Genomic DNA, 18601 nt, shown 5'->3' with positions numbered 1-18601 from the left:
CATCTTAGGCAAAAAGGATTGAAACTCTTATAAACTATAGGTTTCAAGATTTCGGATATTTACCTAAACCTACCTAGACAGTTACGTTTAGTCCCAAATTAGGCGAAATAATAGTTTAGACAAATAGTGATGATAGCAGTGATGGTTATGATTGGGTTCTCGACTCGATTATGTCCGCAAATCCTGTAGATCAACCTGCTCCCATTGATATAGTTGTTGAACCAACCACTCAATCTGATGATTAATAGTTTGGTTAGAAGTTTTGAGTTAGGAATTATAACTTAGGGGTTAAGAATTAGAAGTCATCAATAACCAATAACTATGAACTATTAACCAGTAACCAGTAACAAATAATTTAAATTAATGCTTTAAGTAATGCTTGAAATTTGAGTTGAATTTCTGCCAATTCTTTATTAGGATCGGAACCTGCAACAATACCAGCACCTGCATACAAACGTGCTTTATCACCATCGATTAATGCCGAACGAATTCCGACAATAAATTCGCAGTTCCCTGAAGCATCTACCCATCCTAAAGGTGCTGCATATAAACCTCTTTCAAAGCTTTCATAACGTCGAATTTCAGCACAAGCTAAATCGCGATCGCAACCTGCAACAGCAGGTGTAGGATGAAGTTGGGCGACAATTTGTAATGGATGTACGTTGCTGGGAACAGTAGCTTGAATTGGTGTCCATAAATGTTGAATATTTGACAATTGTCGCAAGCGTGGTGCTAGAATTTGCGGCAATAAACCCAATTTTGATAACTGTTGTGTAATAAAATCAATGACTAGCGAATGCTCATGTCTTTCTTTCTCACTGTTTAATAAAAGGTTTGCATTTGCCGAATCTTCTTGGGGGGTTTTTCCCCGTGGGGCACTTCCAGCTAAAGCATCGGTGATTAACTGCTGTTTATGGATGCTAATCAGTCTTTCTGGACTTGCCCCGATAAAGTTTTGCCCTTTGCCGTTACTAATGGAAAATATACAGCAGTTGGGATGAAGTTGCCGCAGATTATGTAATGATTTAAATAAGTTAAATATAGTTGCGGAACGGATATCAAGAATATCAGCTAATACGATTTTACTAAAACGGTTGCTTTCAATTGATTTTAGTGCCGATTTCACAGAATTTTTGAACTTTTCTGGGTTTGCGATCGACTCCTTATTAAATCTTCTTTGCGAGTTGTCATAAGTAGACGCAGTATTGGATGAATAATATGCTAAAGATTGAATAATTTCTATTTTTGTCCATAATACTTGCAGGATTACATTAATATTTGTATCGGCATTAACTACTAAGTTTGCAACCAACCGACAGCGTTTATCTTTAACTGCGACTTGCCAACTTGGTAAAAAAATAGTACTAGCTGCGAAGGGATAATCTTGTTGTAAGTTGTCTTCAAAAAAACCAAAACCACAATAAAAATGTGGTTGCGAAAATTCGACTTTATCCCATCCAAATTCAACAATATTACTTAAACAATCTTTAATAAATTTTTCTGCTTTGTCAAATCTTTCTTTCCCAGATACTTCTAATTTAGCAACTGCATCAATTGCAACAATTGACTCTTTATTTGCTTGATTCTCCCAATAGAAACTTACTTGATGTTGTTGAGCTAGTTTTGCTAATAAAACTAAAGGATCAACTAAGTTAATCTCAAGTGAAACACTTGCTATTTTCGTATAATTGTTGCGAATGCATTTTTCCCGAACAGCTAAAAGAAATTCGTATATTTCCTTATTATATACAAGAAAGTCGGGGAGACATTGAGAAACTGTCATGGATTTAAATAATAGTAAATTTTTTTGAAGTTATCTTCCTTCATGGTCATAAATTGTGGTCATATTTCTACAGGTAACATAAATTGTCACCCCATAGCTAGCGTTATAGCTACTTTCCTTGGTGCTTTGGGAAATATCAGACTCCTGTTCCTAAAGAATTGCACCACTTGTCGAGTAATTAGGCTGAGAGCTACTAAGTCAATAGATGAACGTAAATCTTAACGAAACGCAATGTTAGGAGAACATTACATAAAAAGGTGCGATCGCAACCAAAAAAAGGTGACAAAAATATGTTACAAATCATAGATGTATTCGCAAAATATTCCCCAAATACTTGCAAAGTGTGTCAATATTATAAAATATTTACCATAATTTTGAGTATATTTTAAACATAATTTTGAGCATCACAATTGCAGGCAAATAAACAATCGCGACTGATGACTACAAAACTAATTTCATACCCCAACAAAAAGTTATGGATGGCGGCAATAAAACCGCCAATGTATAGTGTTGCTATTATGCCCATCTGGGTAGGGACGGCAGTAGCTTATGCAGAAAATAAAAATTTTAGCAGTATAATTTTTTTGACTTTTATAAGTGCTGCAATTCTAATTTTAGCCTGGGAAAATATAAGTAATGATGTATTCGATTCGGAAACAGGAATAGATAAAAATAAACACCATTCATTAGTAAATTTGACTGGGAATAAATTATTAGTCTATTGGTTGGGAAATCTGTGTTTAGGATTGGGTTTACTGGGAATACTGGCAATTAGTTGGTGGCAACAAGACCTAACTGTAATCGAGATAATTTCCCTGTGTTGTGTCTTGGGTTATATTTATCAAGGACCACCATTTCGTTTGGGATATAAGGGGTTAGGTGAAATACTTTGTTTTTTTGCATTTGGTCCCTTAGCTTGCAGCGCAGCTTATTATAGTCAAACTCAAACTTGGTCAATTTCCAGTTTAGTTGCTTCAATTGTTGTTGGTGTTGCTACTAGTTTGATTCTCTTTTGTTCGCACTTTCATCAAGTAAAAGATGATTTAATAGCAGGTAAACTTTCCCCGATTGTCAGACTTGGTACAGAAAGGGGTTCGCATGTTTTAATATTTAGTACTTCTAGTATTTACGTTATCACTAGTCTTTTTGTCGTTTTGGGATTTTTCCCCATATGGACATTATTAAGTTGGGTTAGCTTACCGTTTGCCGTGAAATTATGCCGTCATGTTCAGCAAAATCATAATCAACCCGATAAAGTTAGTAATTGTAAATTCATCGCTGTAGCTGTACATTTTTGGTGTTGTTTGTTATTTGGATTGGGGTTTGTAATTAACTAGGAGTTAGGAATTAGGAGTTAGAAATTAAGAGTTAATAGGTAATAGTCTATCTTTAATGTCTAATACCCAATAACATCCCATGCAATATAAATTCAATTTCTGCCCCTACAAAAGAGAATTTATTCGTCCTTTGCAAACTAATCACGGTATTTGGGATATTCGTGAAGGCATTATTATTCATCTTGTCAGCGAAACAGGTAATATTGGTTCTGGTGAAATTGCTCCTATCCCCTGGTTTGCTTCCGAAACTATAGAACAAGCATTGGCATTTTGTCAGCAGCTACCATTACAGGTTAGTGAAGAATTTATTTTTTCTATTCCTGATAAATTATCTGCTTGCCAATTTGGCTTTGAGTCTGCATGGGAAATGGCTAATCTGGCATTAGAAATGGAGCATAAAAGTAATTCTAATTCTTTTAAATTTAGTGCTTTATTACCTGCGGGTTTTGTAGTCTTAGATGCTTGGAAACCTCTATGGAATCAGGGATATCGTACTTTTAAATGGAAAATATCAGTCCATCCAATTGTGGAAGAAATAGCGATTTTTAAATTACTTGTAAAAGCTTTACCCGAAGGTACAAAATTGCGCTTAGACGCAAATGGAGGTTTAAATTATGAAACAGCTAATTTGTGGTTATTTAATTGCGATCGCATGATGTCAAAGAATAATTCTTTAGATATTGAATTTATCGAACAACCACTTCCAGCAAGTCAATTTGCAGAAATGTTAGAGCTTGGTAATTGTTACAGTACGAAAATAGCTCTTGATGAGTCTGTCTCTACACTTCACAATCTAGAAACCTGCTATCAAGATGGTTGGCAAGGTGTTTTTGTGATTAAACCGGGAATTATTGGTTCACTATCTCGGTTGCGTAATTTTTGTCATAGGTATCAAATTGATGCGGTATTTTCGTCAGTATTTGAAACTGATGTTGGTAGAAATGCTGCACTTCGATTAGCTGATGAATTATCACTCCATAAACGAGCAGTTGGTTTTGGTGTTAATCATTGGTTTCAAGAAGAGGAAATTTAGGAGTTAGGAATTAACCAATGATAGAAATGTTTGCTGATTTTGATAATCTCGCTAATGATTGGCTTTTTGGTTGTGACAAGTACCAATTTCGACAGTTAGTTGAAAAATTATATTTAGAAATATTGGATTATGAGAGTGAAAAGAACATCAGGCAAACTAAGGTAATTATATGCGATCGCGATCATATAAATTTTCTTGCTGGTTTTCTTGCTGCTTGTGCGGCAAAATCCCAAGTCTTCCTATGTAATCCCGATTGGGGAGAAAACGAATGGCAGCAAGTTTTGAATTTAGTACAGCCAGATATTATTTTTGGGAAAGAGGTAACGGGCAAAGCAAGACAAGTAAGCTATTTGTCTCCTTCTATTCCCCATTCCCCACTTATCATGATTCCTACTGGTGGTTCTTCAGGAGATATCAAATTTGCCGTTCATACCTGGGATACTTTGACAGCATCAGTACGGGGTTTTAAAGAATATTTTCAAGTCAACAAAGTTAATTCAGTTTGCGTTTTACCGTTATATCATGTCAGTGGTTTAATGCAGTTTATGCGGAGTTTTTCGACTGGTGGAAAGTTGGTAATTTTACCTTTTTGTCAACTTGAATTAGGTGAAATACCAAAGGTAAATCAGTCAGATTTTTTTATATCTTTAGTTCCAACTCAATTACAGCGACTGTTAGAAAGTTTATCTTTAACTAAATATTTATCTGAATTTAAAACAGTACTTTTGGGTGGTACTGCTGCATGGAATGAGTTATTAGAAAAAGCCAAATCCTATCAAATTAAATTAGCGCCAACCTATGGCATGACTGAAACAGCTTCTCAAATTGTGACGCTTAAACCTAATGACTTTCTTAATGGGAAAGTTGGCTGTGGTCAGGTTTTACCTCATGCAGAAGTAATAATTTGTGACGAAAAAAATAATATTTTACCTGCGAATAATATTGGTCTAATTAAAATTAAATCTGCTTCTTTATCTCTTGGTTACTATCATGAAAATAATCAAAATATAGATAAAATATATACTAATATGTCTCTAGGACACTTTTTAACAGATGATATTGGCTATTTCGATCAAAATGAATATTTACATATTATTGGTCGTAACAGTGAAAAAATCATTACTGGTGGAGAAAATGTTTATCCAAAAGAGATAGAAGCAGCAATTAGGGCGACTGAAATGGTAATTGATGTATGTATAATTGGTGTACCAGATAAATATTGGGGTCAAATAATTACGGCTATTTATATTCCCAAATATTCAAGTACTTCTATTTTCGCAATTCAAACTATTCTTAAATACAAACTGAGTAAATTTAAAGTTCCTAAACATTGGATTCCCATTGCAGAATTACCACGTAATCAGCAAGGTAAAATCAATCATCAGAAACTGTATGAAATAGCAATGCATCTAATGAATAATAAATAATCCAATAGATAACCAAAAAATAGTTTTGTTTTACCTTTGATTTAATACTTGAATCCATCTATCAATTTCATCAGATATTTCTCTTTTTTGTCGGGTTACAATATCAATAGAAGCATGTCGAGTCATTGCTTTACTAACTATTACATCAGCTATAAAAATTTCATAACTAATTTCAAATTTTTCATTAGTAACCTTTTGCGGTATTAACTGAACTTCTAGCTTATCTCCACAATATATCGGTTTGAAAAAATCAATATTTGCATGAATAATTGGATAAGCAATTTTTGGGTTTAGAAAAAAATATTTGAGATTAATTCCAGATACTTCTAAAGATTCCTCATAAGCTTCATGGCAAATCTTTAAAATATTGGCAAAATAGACAACTCCTGCTGAATCTGTATCTTGAAATCGGACTGTGCGATAATATGTAAAAGACATTTTGGTGATAACTATAAGTTAAGATTAAGACTGAAATAGTCTAAAAGTAAACTTTAAACCTGATAACGGTTAGCAGTTATTGGACATATCTCTGACATAATATCCCTGATTTCTTAAAGAAGTCAGGGGTATAAATAAAAGTTAAAATTTGACTAAATTTGACTAAATTTGACTGATAGCTGTGTAAATATCTTCAGAATTGGGGTTTAAGTAAGGACGTTGTAAATCAATACCAAATCTGATAAAATACTCTTGAACTGCTTCTATTCTTTCATCAACTGAGTTTCCATATTTTTGCCAAGTTTCAGCTAAAGCATTAGCTACTATTTGACAGCGATTCATTCCAAAGCTTTCTTGTTGTACAAATTTTTGCTTTGGTTCTTCCGCTAAACCTAATCCTGGTGCTAATAATTTGGTAAATAGCGGGGTTTCGCTGGAAAAATGCGATTGATGCGACAAATAAGTGGTTTGTAAAACTTGACGGATAGTTGAATAATCTTGCTTTTCAAAACAAAGTACACAGGAATCATAACGTCCAAAAGCAGCAGGATGACAAAGAACTTGGAAACTAAACGGAATTTCCACCGCATTTAGTTCTAAAGTCAGGGTATCCATTAATGCGATCGCACCTTCTTTGCTGATATTAAAGTAAACTTTTCCTAATCCCAAATCACGATCGCGATTTTGTCTTTGTTGCCCTGCATTACTAATCGCAATGTAAAACCCATTCTGCAAGCGATTTTTGGGCAATTTTATCGCAATGCGATCGCCTCTTTTGGCAATTGGTGCATCGGGTACAAGATGCTTGTCGCTTTCAGCATACATTGTTAAACCAGCTTTTACTACCGCAACGCTCCCATCCGGTTCCCTTCGCAATACTTCCCAATCACCATCAAAATAACCCGTACCACAATTGCGATCGTGCAATTCTGTATAAAAATCTTTATCTATTCCTAATATTGAATTATTCTCCAAATTGTGGTGGAGCGTGTAAATCCTTGATACACGCAAAGGACAATTTGTCAAACTATTTCTTAGTGATGCGTTGAAATAAATCCCGTAAATAAAATTTCGTAATAATAAAGCGCGATATTTTTGCTGTAAATGTAGAGGATTGCGTTCAAATCGTGCCACAACATCGGCAGGTAAAGCAAAAGGCTGATAATTGGGATGACGAATGCAAAAATTTTCCTGAATTTGAATATCGCTAGCAATATTTTGTAGCGTCTCGATTAGCTTGTCGGCAGTTTCTAGCATTATGAGAACACAAATAGGGAATAGGAAATAGGGCAATGGACATAATTACTTAATCATTACTTTTCTCATTGCCCAAAAAGAAAAGTTCAACATCCGCGTAAACGGGGTTTTTCGTAATAAATTCGCAGCAAGTTTTGCTCGCGTTCGGTTTTGGGGATTTTGTGAATTTTTTGCATTGGTTCGATAATTTGGGATTCAGCTACACCAAATACTGTTTCTATCGATTGCTGTGGCATTGTTACCAATGTTTTGGCTACCTCTAACATTGGAATTCCCCCATTGTCGAAGTGTTGACTATACTTGAGGTTTTGTTCAAGTTGATTAATCAGCGCTAACCCCGCAAATTGAACTACCCGCAAAATAAAGTCTTGACGGTATTCTAAAATCATTGGAAACGCACTCAAATAAGCGCGAGTCAATGCCAAAATCGAAGGTTGAACCATCTCCACTGGAACTACTGCCAAATGCAGCGATTCTTTCAATTCCAGCGTTGAATCCATAACCAAACTTTCCAGCCAAATTCGCAAATAATCGGCTATCAAATTACCCAAATCAAATGCAGGTTCTCCCCAGGAAGCCGTTTCCCAGTCAATTAACCGAATCAAACAATTATCTAGATGTTGCCAGCGCGAATGTACGAGAATATTCTCTAATTTCAAGTCATTGTGCGTTAAACAGCAGGGATTCCAGTCATACGCTAAATCCGCGATCGCACTTTCTAAACTCTCGTCGCGCTGATGACGAACATAAAACTCTAACGCTTCTGTCGGAATACCACCAAAAATTTCTGGGGAAACAGCACCAATACTCTGAGCTGGATTGAAAAATTGATAACGAATCACTCCCTGGGGAGCAGTCGCCATAAAATTACGATATTCCCTATAGTTGTAGGTTGTGCGATGTAACGCAGCCAAACTACTCCCGATTGCTGTGGCTATTGCTTCTGGGAAAATACCTCTATCCCCATAAAAACTTCTTAATTCCTCGTATTCACTGAGGTAATTACGAACCAAAATCGAATTTGCCTCATCGAAATACACTACCGATGATGACATGGCAGAAATATTTCCCAACACTGGAAAGCGTTGTACCAATTGATGTAACAACCATTCATTAAACAATTCATGGGGTATCCCATCAACCCCACTATCAATCCCAAGACAGCGCTCCTGTTTAACCAGCAGCTGGTGATTTCCAGTCAGAGTTACAAGAATATTAAGATTTTTACTACTCTGAGGTAATTCAGAATCTGCTGATGCGCCATCTTCAGAGCTACACAGCCCTGCTTCTTGCAGGTACTGGATAACATTATGCGAAGACAGTGAAAAAACCATGTATTATTTCCTAGCTCGTATGCTTTTTAAACTGCTCTCTCGGTAAAGGTTCGGATTCTGTATCTTTAGGTAGTCAGTAACCACACACAAATATTACTTGCGATCGCTACTATCTAGTAATATCCGATTTGTGCAAGGAAAACTTGCCAAAATGGCAATATATACCTTCACCTTCTCTTTAACTTACACTTGTCTAAGCCTTTAAATCTTTAAATATCTTTGGGTATTTGCGTAGATATTTATGCTGACTTACAGTTTAGAACTACTCTTATCCCTAATCTCCTGATTAAATAGTTTTCACTACCTCATTTATAAACTTATCCATTAATTTTAGCTAACACATACAAAGTACATAAATATTCAACCCAATTCCGGATAAGTATGATGATTTTTATGCACTTAATTTATTGATACCTAATAAGCCTCAAAAGCAACTATATTAAGTATTTCACCTATTTATAAATACTCAAAATACTCTAATTTTTACGTCTTATTTTAGCTAGATGAAACTCTATAATAATTTTCTGTAACTTTTGCAACATTTTTTATATGATTGCAAAAAAAACATTACATCGACAATTTTTAACTAAAATTTGCCACGAATATATCTAATTATTGTGAAAAAATATCAACTAATCAATGAACGATTAATATAGCTTGATAATAACCAGCTACTTGACTAATAAGTATTTTTTCAAAGCAGAAAGCTGGGAACATTAAACCACTTAATACCCCTCATAACCACAATAAAAAACCTGACGGTTTCAAGGTAAACAGATTTTTTATTACTTGTAGAGAGAATATTATGGATGCGATACCTACGGTATGCTCCGCTAACTCACTTTCAGCCATTTGTATCAAATACAGCCACTTATATAGTATATTTATACTATTTGCTCATAAAAATTCTCATTTGGATGCAATAAAACAGACAAGCAATCGTTGCTTGCCTGAGGAAAATCACGATCAATATTTTATGTCGTTATTTTTTCCTTATTTAACAAACAACTGACTCAAAATGATAATTAGTGTCGTGATTCCCAAACCCGTCATTAAACCCGCAGGCATGAACTTGCGTGTTTTTTGTAACCTAATTGCAAAAACTATGACTAATATGCCAGTAATTACAGCAGCTAAAGCTAGAGCAAATCCTTGTCTTTGAAGTTGAAGAAAAGCTGAAATAACAAGGATTAAACCGCTAATAGTGCCGCTAATCAAAGAAACTTTACTTTTCACTTGAATGTAGCCGATAATGCCACCAATAATAGATAAAATCCCGTAAGCAAACGTAGCGACAATAGCAAAATTCATCTTTTAGAACCCACATAGAAAATTATTGCTGAGTACTGGTTAAAAAAGTAGAGAATTATGGAAACAGCAGGAACGTACGATATCCAACTTCTTACTTCTCACACTTCGCGATCGCGCACTTCCTTGACATTACCCATGACTATAAAAAAATAATGGATAGCCAAATAATTACCAAGGTGCAATTCCTGCAACGTCAAGCAGCCTCTCTCTTACTTTACCAATCTGTGTTGACAGGGCAAACAGGGATTGCATTTTTGGAGATGTTGCAAGCAATACGTTATAAAGATGCTGATGCGAGAGGTTGTTTGCAAGCTTATGGAAATTATTTCAAATCATTGGCATCCGAGAATCTAAATTGGGAAGAATATTTAATTTTGCAAATGCTGCGGGATGATAATCCTTTTTCGAGGGCAGCTCAAAAACATGACTTTGCTAGCTTGCCAGCATCACTAATTGCCGCAACTCAACATGACTTACAAATATTGCGATCGCTATATGAATGTAGCAGCGCTTTATTAAGTGAATGGATGCAATGTGTAGCCAATCTACCCGTATCACCTGTTTTATGGTATATGGAAACGACAGAGATAGAAAATATTGGCTTTCCACAACAACAATATATTCAGTCTTTACAGCAATCAGAAGATTGGACTGATGTGGTTGAAGATTTAGCGACTTATTATCGTCAGTGTGGAACGGGTTTATTTGCTGAATATAAAGCTTTGCGCTGGCATTCAGGGGAGTTTATTGGTATTCCCCATCCCGATCCGATAAAATTAGATGAACTTGTTGGTTACGAGTCACAGAAAGAAGCTTTGCTAAAGAATACAGAATTTTTATTATCGGGATACAACGCGCAGAATGTATTACTGTACGGTAGTCGTGGTACTGGAAAATCGTCTTTGGTAAAAGCTTTATTAAATGAGCATAATAAATTTAAGCAAGACAACTCTCAGCAAGATAATTTTGCTAACCGTGGTTTGCGGTTGATTGAAGTTGTTAAATCAGAACTTAAAGAACTACCATTAATTGTCGAAAAATTGCGGGAAGCGTCACAAAAATTTATTATCTTTGTCGATGACTTGTCATTTGAAGAGGATGACGACGCATTCAAAGCCCTCAAAGTAGTCTTAGAAGGTACTTTAACATCGCGATCGCCTAACGTTGTAGTATATGCGACATCAAACCGTCGTCACCTTATCCGCGAATTTTTTGCCGATCGTCCAACACCGCGAGATAATGACGAAGTTCATGCTTGGGACACCATGCAAGAAAAATTATCCTTTAGCGATCGCTTTGGTTTAACCTTAACATTTGCCCCCGCAGACCAAAGTACCTACTTGGAAATAGTCCGTCATCTAGCTAACCAAGCAAAAATTGCGATCGCGCAAAAAGATTTGGAGTTTAAAGCATTACAATGGGCAACCCGTCATAATGGGCGATCGGGGAGGGCTGCACGGCAATTTATCGATTACTTAAAAGCTGATATAGCTTTGTTTGGCTCGAATAACCCAACCTCTAATACAAATATTCTACTCGCCGACGAAAATTAAGTATTTCATTTTTTGACAACATCAAGTAAAGTATTATACGCACACCACTAGAGGGAATAAAAGGAAAATTACAATCTAAATCTAAATCTAAATTTAATTTTAAACTGAAACCGAAACATGGATTTAAATATATGGGAAGCGAATAGTGGCTAAGTATTCGTAGAAAAATTTAAAATAGGGTAGATACAAAAACTAGTAAATTACGGCAAAAACAAAGCTAGCATTTAAAATGTTTGAAAAGTTTATAGAAGTATCTTTCTTTTGGCTTTTTACTTTTGTTGTGTTGTACTAGGCTAAACATAATTTATATGCAATCACCAACGTTCAGCAATCGGTTCATTTTAGGTATAATAGCCTTCGGTGTGAGTTTTGGTCTTAGTCTTGTTCTTCACTGGAATTTCAATCAAGCCTTTCTCACTGCCTTTGTTACTGTACTTTCTACCTATCTGGCAGCATTTTTTGTTGATAAGCGTCGTCGAAATTCTGAGATGCTTGTTATTGATTCTTTGTATAAACGTATTCGCGAACTTGAAGGTATAAAATCCCAAGTTTTTGCCGAAGTTAACGAACTAGAAAATCGTCGTCAATCGCTATATTCTGAATCAAGCCAACTACAAAATCAAATAGGCGATCGCCGTAATCAACGGGACATTCTCAACCGTGAATTAAGTAGTTTTGTTGGACAACAAAGGCAACTAGAGTTAGTTATTGACCAGCTACAAAATGAGATAAATAGTCTCGAAAGGAGCAAAATAGAATTTAATAATTCTTTTGCTGCGGAAAAACGCCGACAAGAGTTAAATGTTAATGTTTCCCGTGCGGAAATTACACAATTACAAATACAAGTTAATGAACTAAAAAAAGAGAAAGAAGAATTTGAAAATAATTTAACTTTATTAGATAGACTAAAACCACAACTCGAAGAAAAGCTGCATCAATTGCGAGTGCAAATACAAGAACTAGAAGTTCAAGAACAGCAAAAAAATGAACTAATATCAGTAAAAACAGCAGAACGTAAAAATATTGAAACTAAAATTAAAAATATTCAAACTAAACTCACATCTAAGCAAGAAGAATTAAAAAATCTCCAAGACCAAATATCATTATTAAAAGATGAACACAACTTGCTGCAAACTCAAGTCTGGGAATTGCTGCAACAAATGGAAAGTCTTAATCCAGATGAGGCTATATATACAGATAATAATACCCAAGGAACTGTATTAGAAGAAGCAGTCGAATTATTCCCTTTTTCGGAATTAATTGAAACTTTAGATTCAAATGAAAATAGAATAAGTAATTTAGATAATCCCAAAACAGAAAATTTAAGTCCAGAAAATTTAAACTTAGAAAATCTAAACTTAGAGAGTCTATCAGGGGAATGGGGTGACTTTTTCAATCATCTTCCTAACCACGAACTGCAAGTTTTAAAAGCTATTTTAGAACAAGAAAATCCAAACTCAGTAATAAAGCAAATAGCCGAAGCCAATATTACAATGCCTAACCTCCTCATTGATGCTATTAACGAATGTGCCAGCGATACCATTGGTGAACTAATAATTAATACAGCTTCTGAATTGCCATCTATTTATCAAGAATACGTCACAAACGTCAAAAAAATAATAGAAACATACGAAGAAATTATTGCTCAAAGTGCATCATCTAGTTAAATTAGTTTTGCTAAAAATAAAACTAAAAATAAAACTAAACATAATCAAATTCAACATTGTAAAATATTTAAGAAAGTAAACATCTAGCTGCAAGCTTCTGCGGTTAAAATAAACTGAGGTTTCCAACATGGTAAAAGTTAAATTATCCAAAAAAATATCTACTGGCTTAATTAATTCTCTTGGTGCTGGGGTAGTACCAAGAGAAGGTGTAGAACATATCGCAGTCGGAAGAGAACAAGAACTAAAAAGCCTCATTCAAAATCTTGGTGATATTGCGGATGGAGTCGCCGCATTTCGCTTTATTATTGGCAATTATGGTTCGGGAAAAAGCTTTATGCTGCAACTGATTAGAAACCGGGCAATGGAACAGGGTTTTGTCGTTGCAGATGCAGATTTATCCTCAGGAAGACGACTTGCAGGTAGCAATAATGAAGGATTAGCAACCTATCGAGAATTGATGAGTCATTTTGCCACAAAAACACGTCCCGATGGTGGTGCATTAGTCTCTATTTTGGAAGGTTGGATCAACAAAATTCAACAAGAAGTCGCTAAAGATTCTGGAATGCGTCCTAATGATGAAGGTTTTGATGACAAAGTAGAAGAAAAAATTCGCGAAGTCGTTCAATACATTGAAGATTTAGTTCATGGGTTTGATTTTGGTAGTGTAATTAGTGCTTATTGGCGTGGTTATAGACAAGATGATGATAATTTAAAAAATGCCGCATTGCGTTGGTTGAGGGGTGAATTTAACACCAAAACGGAGGCGAAACAAGCATTGGGTGTGCGTGTTATTATTGATGATGAAAGCTGGTACGATTATATTAAGATATTAGCAAAATTTGTTGCTGAAATCGGCTATAAAGGGTTGATAATTATGCTTGATGAAGCGGTGAATTTGTATCAAATTCCGGCTACAGTCACCCGTGAAAAAAATTATAATCGCTTGCTAGGAATTTTCAATGATACTATGCAATGTAAAGCCGAACATTTAGGTTTTTTAATTGGTGGGACAACTAAATTTTTAGAAGACCAAAATCGTGGACTTTTTTCTGATCCAGCATGGCGTAGACGTACTAAGGAAAGCCGTTTTGTTGCTCAATCTGGTGTCCAAGAATTTTTTGGTCCTGTGATTAGATTGAATCCATTAAGTGAAGAAGAAATTCTTTCTTTATTGCAAAGATTAGCAGAAATTCATGCATCAAATTATCAGAATAGTAAACCTTTGCCGACTCGTGAATGCAAAGAATTTGTCCAGGAAATAGTGAACCGTTTAGGTGCAGATGCATTATTAACTCCCGGTGAAATTGTCCGTGACTTTATTACCGTATTAAATATTATGTATCAGAATCCAAATATGAAATTTGGTGATATTATTCACGGTGACAAGTTTAAGCTTAGTGTCGTTGGAGGCAATGCAGAAAGTGATGTGGCTGAGTTTAGTTTATAGTTTGGAAAGTGAATTAAATTAGGCGAAGTATAAATATCAATATCAATATCAATTTATATTTATGTCATGCAGAGACGCAGAGAGTAAAGAATGAAGATTTCTTATTCTTTGTAGTGGAGGCTTTGCGTAACCCAACATAAATCTATACAATCAATAGTGGTATGTTGTTTAATTTAGATTTCTAAGAATTGCAAGATACCTAATTTTACTTTTTAGCTCTTAACTAAAAACTCTTAACTCGCCAATTATTATATTGACTCATATAGCCTTTTGAGTATTGCCAAAATCTTGCTTCCATAATCTAAATCGGCTGACCAACGACCAGATAAATCAGCGACTAACGGTGCGACTCCTCGCGTCACAAAACGAAATCTTGGGTCTACAACTTCCTGCTGTAGTGCTTCTAGACTTGCGTATGCTTTTAAATGTTGGATATGTGCCCTAACTCCAATTCGGGCACTGTCAAAGATAGCTGATTCGCTACCACCACCAATTGTCCCTAAGCTAGCAAAGTTGTTTTGTTCGGCTTTAATATCACCACTAAAGCGTAAATAGTCTGTTTCTAAACACATTTGGCTGAAGGAAATATCATGATTTACACCTTCTTTTCTAGCTTCTTCAAGGTATAACTGAGCAATGTCTGGGAATTGAGCTAGAGCATTACGATTATTATCCCTGAGGAATGATTCTAATTGTTCTTTTGTAGTTCTACCGTTGAATATTATTTTATCAATTTGACCAGAAGCTACATTGGAACGTAGTTTTACTGTGCGTGTTGCCCCATCCCAACCCACTGAAATATTAAATTCTTGTAAGTCTACTGCTTTAATATAAACAATTTGTTTGTAAGTGACTTGTCTGATATTTGGTGCTTTTGATAAATCTATATTTAAACTATTAACTAAATTAATTGGGATGTAAGCATTTCCATTGATTAAAATTCCTTTATCAGAGGAGTTTGTGCCATTGATGTTGATATTAATAATTGGATAATTTGGCTCAGTTGGGGTTGTACCTGGGTCAATCACACGAATCCACGACACTAAACCGTCGGCAATTCCCACAGCAAAGTCGCGACGACGATTTTGTAATAAAGACCTATCATCAGGACTTGTGAGAAACCCAACTTGAATTTGTAGCGATGCGATCGCAATCTGTCGGCAAAAAACCAAACTACCAAATCCGGAATTTGTATCCGGTTTTACACCACGATTCGGTAATTGGGGAATTTTTCGTAGTAATGCTAAAAGCAAGGTTTCGGCATTTTTTCTGCGATCGCTATTATTGGCGATATAGTAAACGGTAGCACCTCGTACTGATGGATTTGAAGCCGCATCGTTTTGGATTTCCAAAGCGACATCACGCGGACGGGAACGGGTATTAATCCAGTTAATAGTACCCTGGGCACTCAAATCATCGGGAACCGAGAGTATTTCCCAATTCCGAGAGCGCAATTCACCCATAATTAAATCCCGCAGTAAAATCATTTCACGGGCTTCTGTCGTCCCTCCAGCCACCGTACCTGGATCAATTCTCCCACCTTCTCGACCCCCATGTGCTGCTGAAATAAAAATACGTCCCATTTTCAGTAAATCCTCTGATAATATTTCGCTTTAGCGCTAAGTTATACCATTCTCAAGCAAAACCGCAAAGGTTAAGGGGAAAGGAGGAAAATATAATTTCTACTTTAATTGTACTAAGTTAGTACTAATGCTTTGTCTTCCAACTAAATTACGATTCCTTATTACCCACTCTTAATAACCAATAACCAATAACCAATATGCAAATTCCCCGCTTGCATCCCGACACAATCGAAGTAGTAAAAGAACGAGCTGATATATATGATGTCGTCTCGGAACATGTTGTGTTACGCAAACGTGGTAGGGATTATGTTGGTTTATGTCCTTTTCATGATGAGAAAAGCCCCAGTTTTACTGTTAGCCAAACCAAGCAAATGTACTATTGTTTTGGCTGTCAAGCTAGTGGAGGCTCGATTAAGTTCTTGATGGAGTTGCAAAAGCGCTCTTTTTCGGAAGTAGTTCTAGATTTGGCACGACGGTATCAGGTTACTGTCCAAACCCTAGCACCAGAACAGCGACAAGAATTACAGCGTCAGATATCGCTACGGGAGCAACTATATCAAGTCTTGGCAGCTACGGCACAATTCTACCAGCACGCACTCAAAAATTTTAGTTATGGGGCGCATGAATATCTGCGGGAAAAGAGGAAATTGAGTGATGAAGTAGTGCAGATTTTCGCTTTGGGCTATGCTCCTGGGGGTTGGGATACACTATATCGGTATTTAGTGGAAGATAAGCATTATCCTGTGCAATTGGTGGAGAAAGCTGGTTTAATTAAACCTCGTAAAGAGGGAAGCGGTTATTACGATGTGTTTCGCGATCGCATTATGATTCCCATCCGTGATGTGATGGGACGGGTGATTGCTTTTGGTGGGAGAACAATGAAGGATGAGCAACCCAAGTATTTAAATTCGCCGGAAACCGAGTTATTTAGTAAAGGTAAAACCTTATTTGCCCTCGATGCTGCCAAAAATGGGATATCGCAATTCGATCAAGCTATTGTAGTTGAAGGATATTTTGATGCGATCGCGCTTCATGCGTCGGGTATTAATAATGCTGTAGCATCTTTGGGTACTGCTTTAAGTATTGAGCAGGTTAAATTAGCATTACGTTACAGTGAATCCAAGCAGCTTATACTCAACTTTGATGCTGACAAAGCGGGGACAAATGCCGCAGAGAGGGCAATCGGGGAGATAGCTAATTTAGCTTATCAGGGTGAAGTTGCTTTAAGAATTCTCAATATTCCCGATGGTAAAGATGCCGATGAGTATTTGCATACACATTCATCGGAAGATTATCGTCAGTTATTAGCTAATGCTCCCCTTTGGATTGATTGGCAAATCCAGCAAATTGTTACAAAAAAAGATTTAAAGCAAGCGACAGATTACCAACAAGCTTCACAACAAATAGTTAAATTACTCAAAAATATTGTTAATAAAGATACTTTAACTTATTACATTTCTAATTGTGCAGAAATTTTGAGTTTAGGGAATAGTCAATTAATACCCTTACGCATAGAGAATTTACTCACACAAATTTCACCAGCACAAACCAATAGTAGGGAAAGAGAAAAACCGCGTTTTCATAATTCAAACTATGATTCAAAATATACAAATTCAAGCTATGTAGATTCAAATAAAGAAAAATCCCCGCTAGTTTCCAAAACTGAAAATAGTCTCTTAGAAAGAGCGGAAGGGTTATTATTGAGAATTTACTTAAATTGTCCTGGACAACGCCAAAATATAGTTAATGAACTTGAAGAGCGTGACTTACAATTTAGCCTTTCACATCACAGATTCTTGTGGCAAAGTATACTAGAAGTGACTGATTTAATTACTGATGACAATGAACGAGATTTAGTATCTAGATTGCAAGATATATGTCTAGAATTTCCTGAAGAATCCGTATCAATTTCCCATTTATTTATTCTGACCGAAAAAGCGAAGACAGAAATCATGCGATCGCCCCAAGTGGTTCAAGCCACTATTGCTCGTATAGAGGAAGTATTGTGTGAAAAACGCATTCAGTATTTTTCTAAGCTTTTGCAAGAAACTGATTCGCAAATCGAATCAGAAAAATATGACTCTTGTTACCAAGCATTTTATCGAGAAAAAACTAGGCAGAAAGAGTTAGAGCGTCAACGACAATTTACAATTATTGATTTATTGTAATTTATTATAATTTTATTTATGTAGAGACGCGATACATCGCGTCTCTCTTCATTTTATTGAATTATTTCCGATTAGATTGATTATTTTGTGCAACCTGACGAACCTGCTCAATCTCCAAACCCAAAGTCTCTGCTATCTGCTCTACAGTAGCACCTAAACTGAGCATGAATGGTACAGCTTCCAGTTGCCCTTCCAGCTTACCCTCTTCTTTTGCTTCTTGATAGACTCTTGTTTTCTTTAATTCGCTTAATCCTAACATTTGC

Annotated in this window: 14 protein-coding genes; 7 read left to right on the top strand and 7 right to left on the bottom strand. The window is 35.8% G+C overall.

From position 1 onward, the window contains the following. Positions 1–355: 355 nt before the first annotated feature. Positions 356–1783 carry an isochorismate synthase gene (locus CK510_RS02780; protein ID WP_095720242.1) on the bottom strand — a complete coding sequence of 476 codons (1428 nt, stop codon included), beginning with the start codon at positions 1781–1783 and terminating at the stop codon, positions 356–358. Positions 1784–2220: 437 nt separating this feature from the next. Here CK510_RS02780 and menA point away from each other — a divergent pair, with 437 nt between their 5' ends. From menA to CK510_RS02765, 3 genes are all read left to right on the top strand, one after another. Then, on the top strand, positions 2221–3120 hold the full coding sequence (gene menA, locus CK510_RS02775; RefSeq protein WP_095720241.1) for a 2-carboxy-1,4-naphthoquinone phytyltransferase: 900 nt from the start codon (positions 2221–2223) through the stop codon (positions 3118–3120). 79 nt (positions 3121–3199) lie between these two features. Continuing rightward, positions 3200–4153, top strand: a complete 954-nt coding sequence (locus tag CK510_RS02770; RefSeq protein ID WP_095720240.1) for an o-succinylbenzoate synthase — start codon at positions 3200–3202, stop codon at positions 4151–4153. Between the two features lie 17 nt (positions 4154–4170). Beyond that, a complete protein-coding gene (locus CK510_RS02765) occupies positions 4171–5580 on the top strand; it encodes a 2-succinylbenzoate--CoA ligase (protein WP_095720239.1) in 1410 nt (469 codons plus the stop codon). Positions 5581–5610: 30 nt separating this feature from the next. On the opposite strand, the gene CK510_RS02760 is transcribed toward CK510_RS02765, so the two are convergent. The 4 genes from CK510_RS02760 to CK510_RS02745 form a co-directional block, all read right to left on the bottom strand. Beyond that, positions 5611–6018, bottom strand: coding sequence for an acyl-CoA thioesterase (locus CK510_RS02760; protein ID WP_095720238.1), 408 nt, complete (start codon positions 6016–6018; stop codon positions 5611–5613). Between the two features lie 162 nt (positions 6019–6180). Beyond that, positions 6181–7275 carry a T3SS effector HopA1 family protein gene (locus tag CK510_RS02755; protein ID WP_095720237.1) on the bottom strand — a complete coding sequence of 365 codons (1095 nt, stop codon included), beginning with the start codon at positions 7273–7275 and terminating at the stop codon, positions 6181–6183. An 86-nt stretch (positions 7276–7361) separates the two neighbouring features. After that, entirely contained in the window at positions 7362–8609 is a 1248-nt protein-coding gene (locus tag CK510_RS02750) for a phosphotransferase family protein (RefSeq protein ID WP_095720236.1), read from the bottom strand. Positions 8610–9602: 993 nt separating this feature from the next. Further along, positions 9603–9920 carry a TMEM14 family protein gene (locus tag CK510_RS02745; protein ID WP_095720235.1) on the bottom strand — a complete coding sequence of 106 codons (318 nt, stop codon included), beginning with the start codon at positions 9918–9920 and terminating at the stop codon, positions 9603–9605. Between the two features lie 152 nt (positions 9921–10072). On the opposite strand from CK510_RS02745, the gene CK510_RS02740 reads away from it, so the two are divergent. The 3 genes from CK510_RS02740 to CK510_RS02730 all read left to right on the top strand — a co-directional run bounded on the left by CK510_RS02740 (position 10073) and on the right by CK510_RS02730 (position 14587). Beyond that, the gene (locus tag CK510_RS02740) at positions 10073–11473 is read left to right on the top strand and encodes an ATP-binding protein (RefSeq protein WP_095720234.1); all 1401 of its coding nucleotides are present in this window, start codon (positions 10073–10075) and stop codon (positions 11471–11473) included. Between the two features lie 308 nt (positions 11474–11781). Beyond that, entirely contained in the window at positions 11782–13140 is a 1359-nt protein-coding gene (locus tag CK510_RS02735; protein WP_095720233.1) for a tellurite resistance TerB C-terminal domain-containing protein, read from the top strand. Positions 13141–13267: 127 nt separating this feature from the next. Beyond that, positions 13268–14587 (top strand): ATP-binding protein, encoded by a 1320-nt coding sequence (locus CK510_RS02730; protein WP_095720232.1) that lies wholly within the window; start codon positions 13268–13270, stop codon positions 14585–14587. A 248-nt stretch (positions 14588–14835) separates the two neighbouring features. Here the strand turns inward: CK510_RS02730 and tftA are convergent, their stop codons facing one another. Continuing rightward, entirely contained in the window at positions 14836–16170 is a 1335-nt protein-coding gene (gene tftA, locus CK510_RS02725) for a hormogonium tapered terminus morphoprotein TftA (RefSeq protein ID WP_095720231.1), read from the bottom strand. A 197-nt stretch (positions 16171–16367) separates the two neighbouring features. Between tftA and dnaG the strand changes: the two genes are divergently transcribed. Continuing rightward, entirely contained in the window at positions 16368–18338 is a 1971-nt protein-coding gene (dnaG, locus tag CK510_RS02720; RefSeq protein ID WP_095720230.1) for a DNA primase, read from the top strand. Between the two features lie 61 nt (positions 18339–18399). On the opposite strand, the gene CK510_RS02715 is transcribed toward dnaG, so the two are convergent. Beyond that, on the bottom strand, positions 18400–18597 hold the full coding sequence (locus tag CK510_RS02715; protein WP_373695779.1) for a hypothetical protein: 198 nt from the start codon (positions 18595–18597) through the stop codon (positions 18400–18402). Positions 18598–18601: the final 4 nt, after the last annotated feature.

The sequence above is a fragment of the Brunnivagina elsteri CCALA 953 genome, assembly GCF_002289455.1.
In the GTDB taxonomy this organism is placed as follows: domain Bacteria; phylum Cyanobacteriota; class Cyanobacteriia; order Cyanobacteriales; family Nostocaceae; genus Brunnivagina; species Brunnivagina elsteri.
This window is presented reverse-complemented; position numbering and strand designations above follow the sequence as displayed.

Bases quoted from the DNA above. Each gene is read 5' to 3' on its own strand.
- CK510_RS02780 (WP_095720242.1), bottom strand. From the start codon at position 1,783: ATGACAGTTTCTCAATGTCTCCCCGACTTTCTTGTATATAATAAGGAA.
- menA (WP_095720241.1), top strand. From the start codon at position 2,221: ATGACTACAAAACTAATTTCATACCCCAACAAAAAGTTATGGATGGCG.
- CK510_RS02770 (WP_095720240.1), top strand. From the start codon at position 3,200: ATGCAATATAAATTCAATTTCTGCCCCTACAAAAGAGAATTTATTCGT.
- CK510_RS02765 (WP_095720239.1), top strand. From the start codon at position 4,171: ATGATAGAAATGTTTGCTGATTTTGATAATCTCGCTAATGATTGGCTT.
- CK510_RS02760 (WP_095720238.1), bottom strand. From the start codon at position 6,018: ATGTCTTTTACATATTATCGCACAGTCCGATTTCAAGATACAGATTCA.
- CK510_RS02755 (WP_095720237.1), bottom strand. From the start codon at position 7,275: ATGCTAGAAACTGCCGACAAGCTAATCGAGACGCTACAAAATATTGCT.
- CK510_RS02750 (WP_095720236.1), bottom strand. From the start codon at position 8,609: ATGGTTTTTTCACTGTCTTCGCATAATGTTATCCAGTACCTGCAAGAA.
- CK510_RS02745 (WP_095720235.1), bottom strand. From the start codon at position 9,920: ATGAATTTTGCTATTGTCGCTACGTTTGCTTACGGGATTTTATCTATT.
- CK510_RS02740 (WP_095720234.1), top strand. From the start codon at position 10,073: ATGGATAGCCAAATAATTACCAAGGTGCAATTCCTGCAACGTCAAGCA.
- CK510_RS02735 (WP_095720233.1), top strand. From the start codon at position 11,782: ATGCAATCACCAACGTTCAGCAATCGGTTCATTTTAGGTATAATAGCC.
- CK510_RS02730 (WP_095720232.1), top strand. From the start codon at position 13,268: ATGGTAAAAGTTAAATTATCCAAAAAAATATCTACTGGCTTAATTAAT.
- tftA (WP_095720231.1), bottom strand. From the start codon at position 16,170: ATGGGACGTATTTTTATTTCAGCAGCACATGGGGGTCGAGAAGGTGGG.
- dnaG (WP_095720230.1), top strand. From the start codon at position 16,368: ATGCAAATTCCCCGCTTGCATCCCGACACAATCGAAGTAGTAAAAGAA.
- CK510_RS02715 (WP_373695779.1), bottom strand. From the start codon at position 18,597: ATGTTAGGATTAAGCGAATTAAAGAAAACAAGAGTCTATCAAGAAGCA.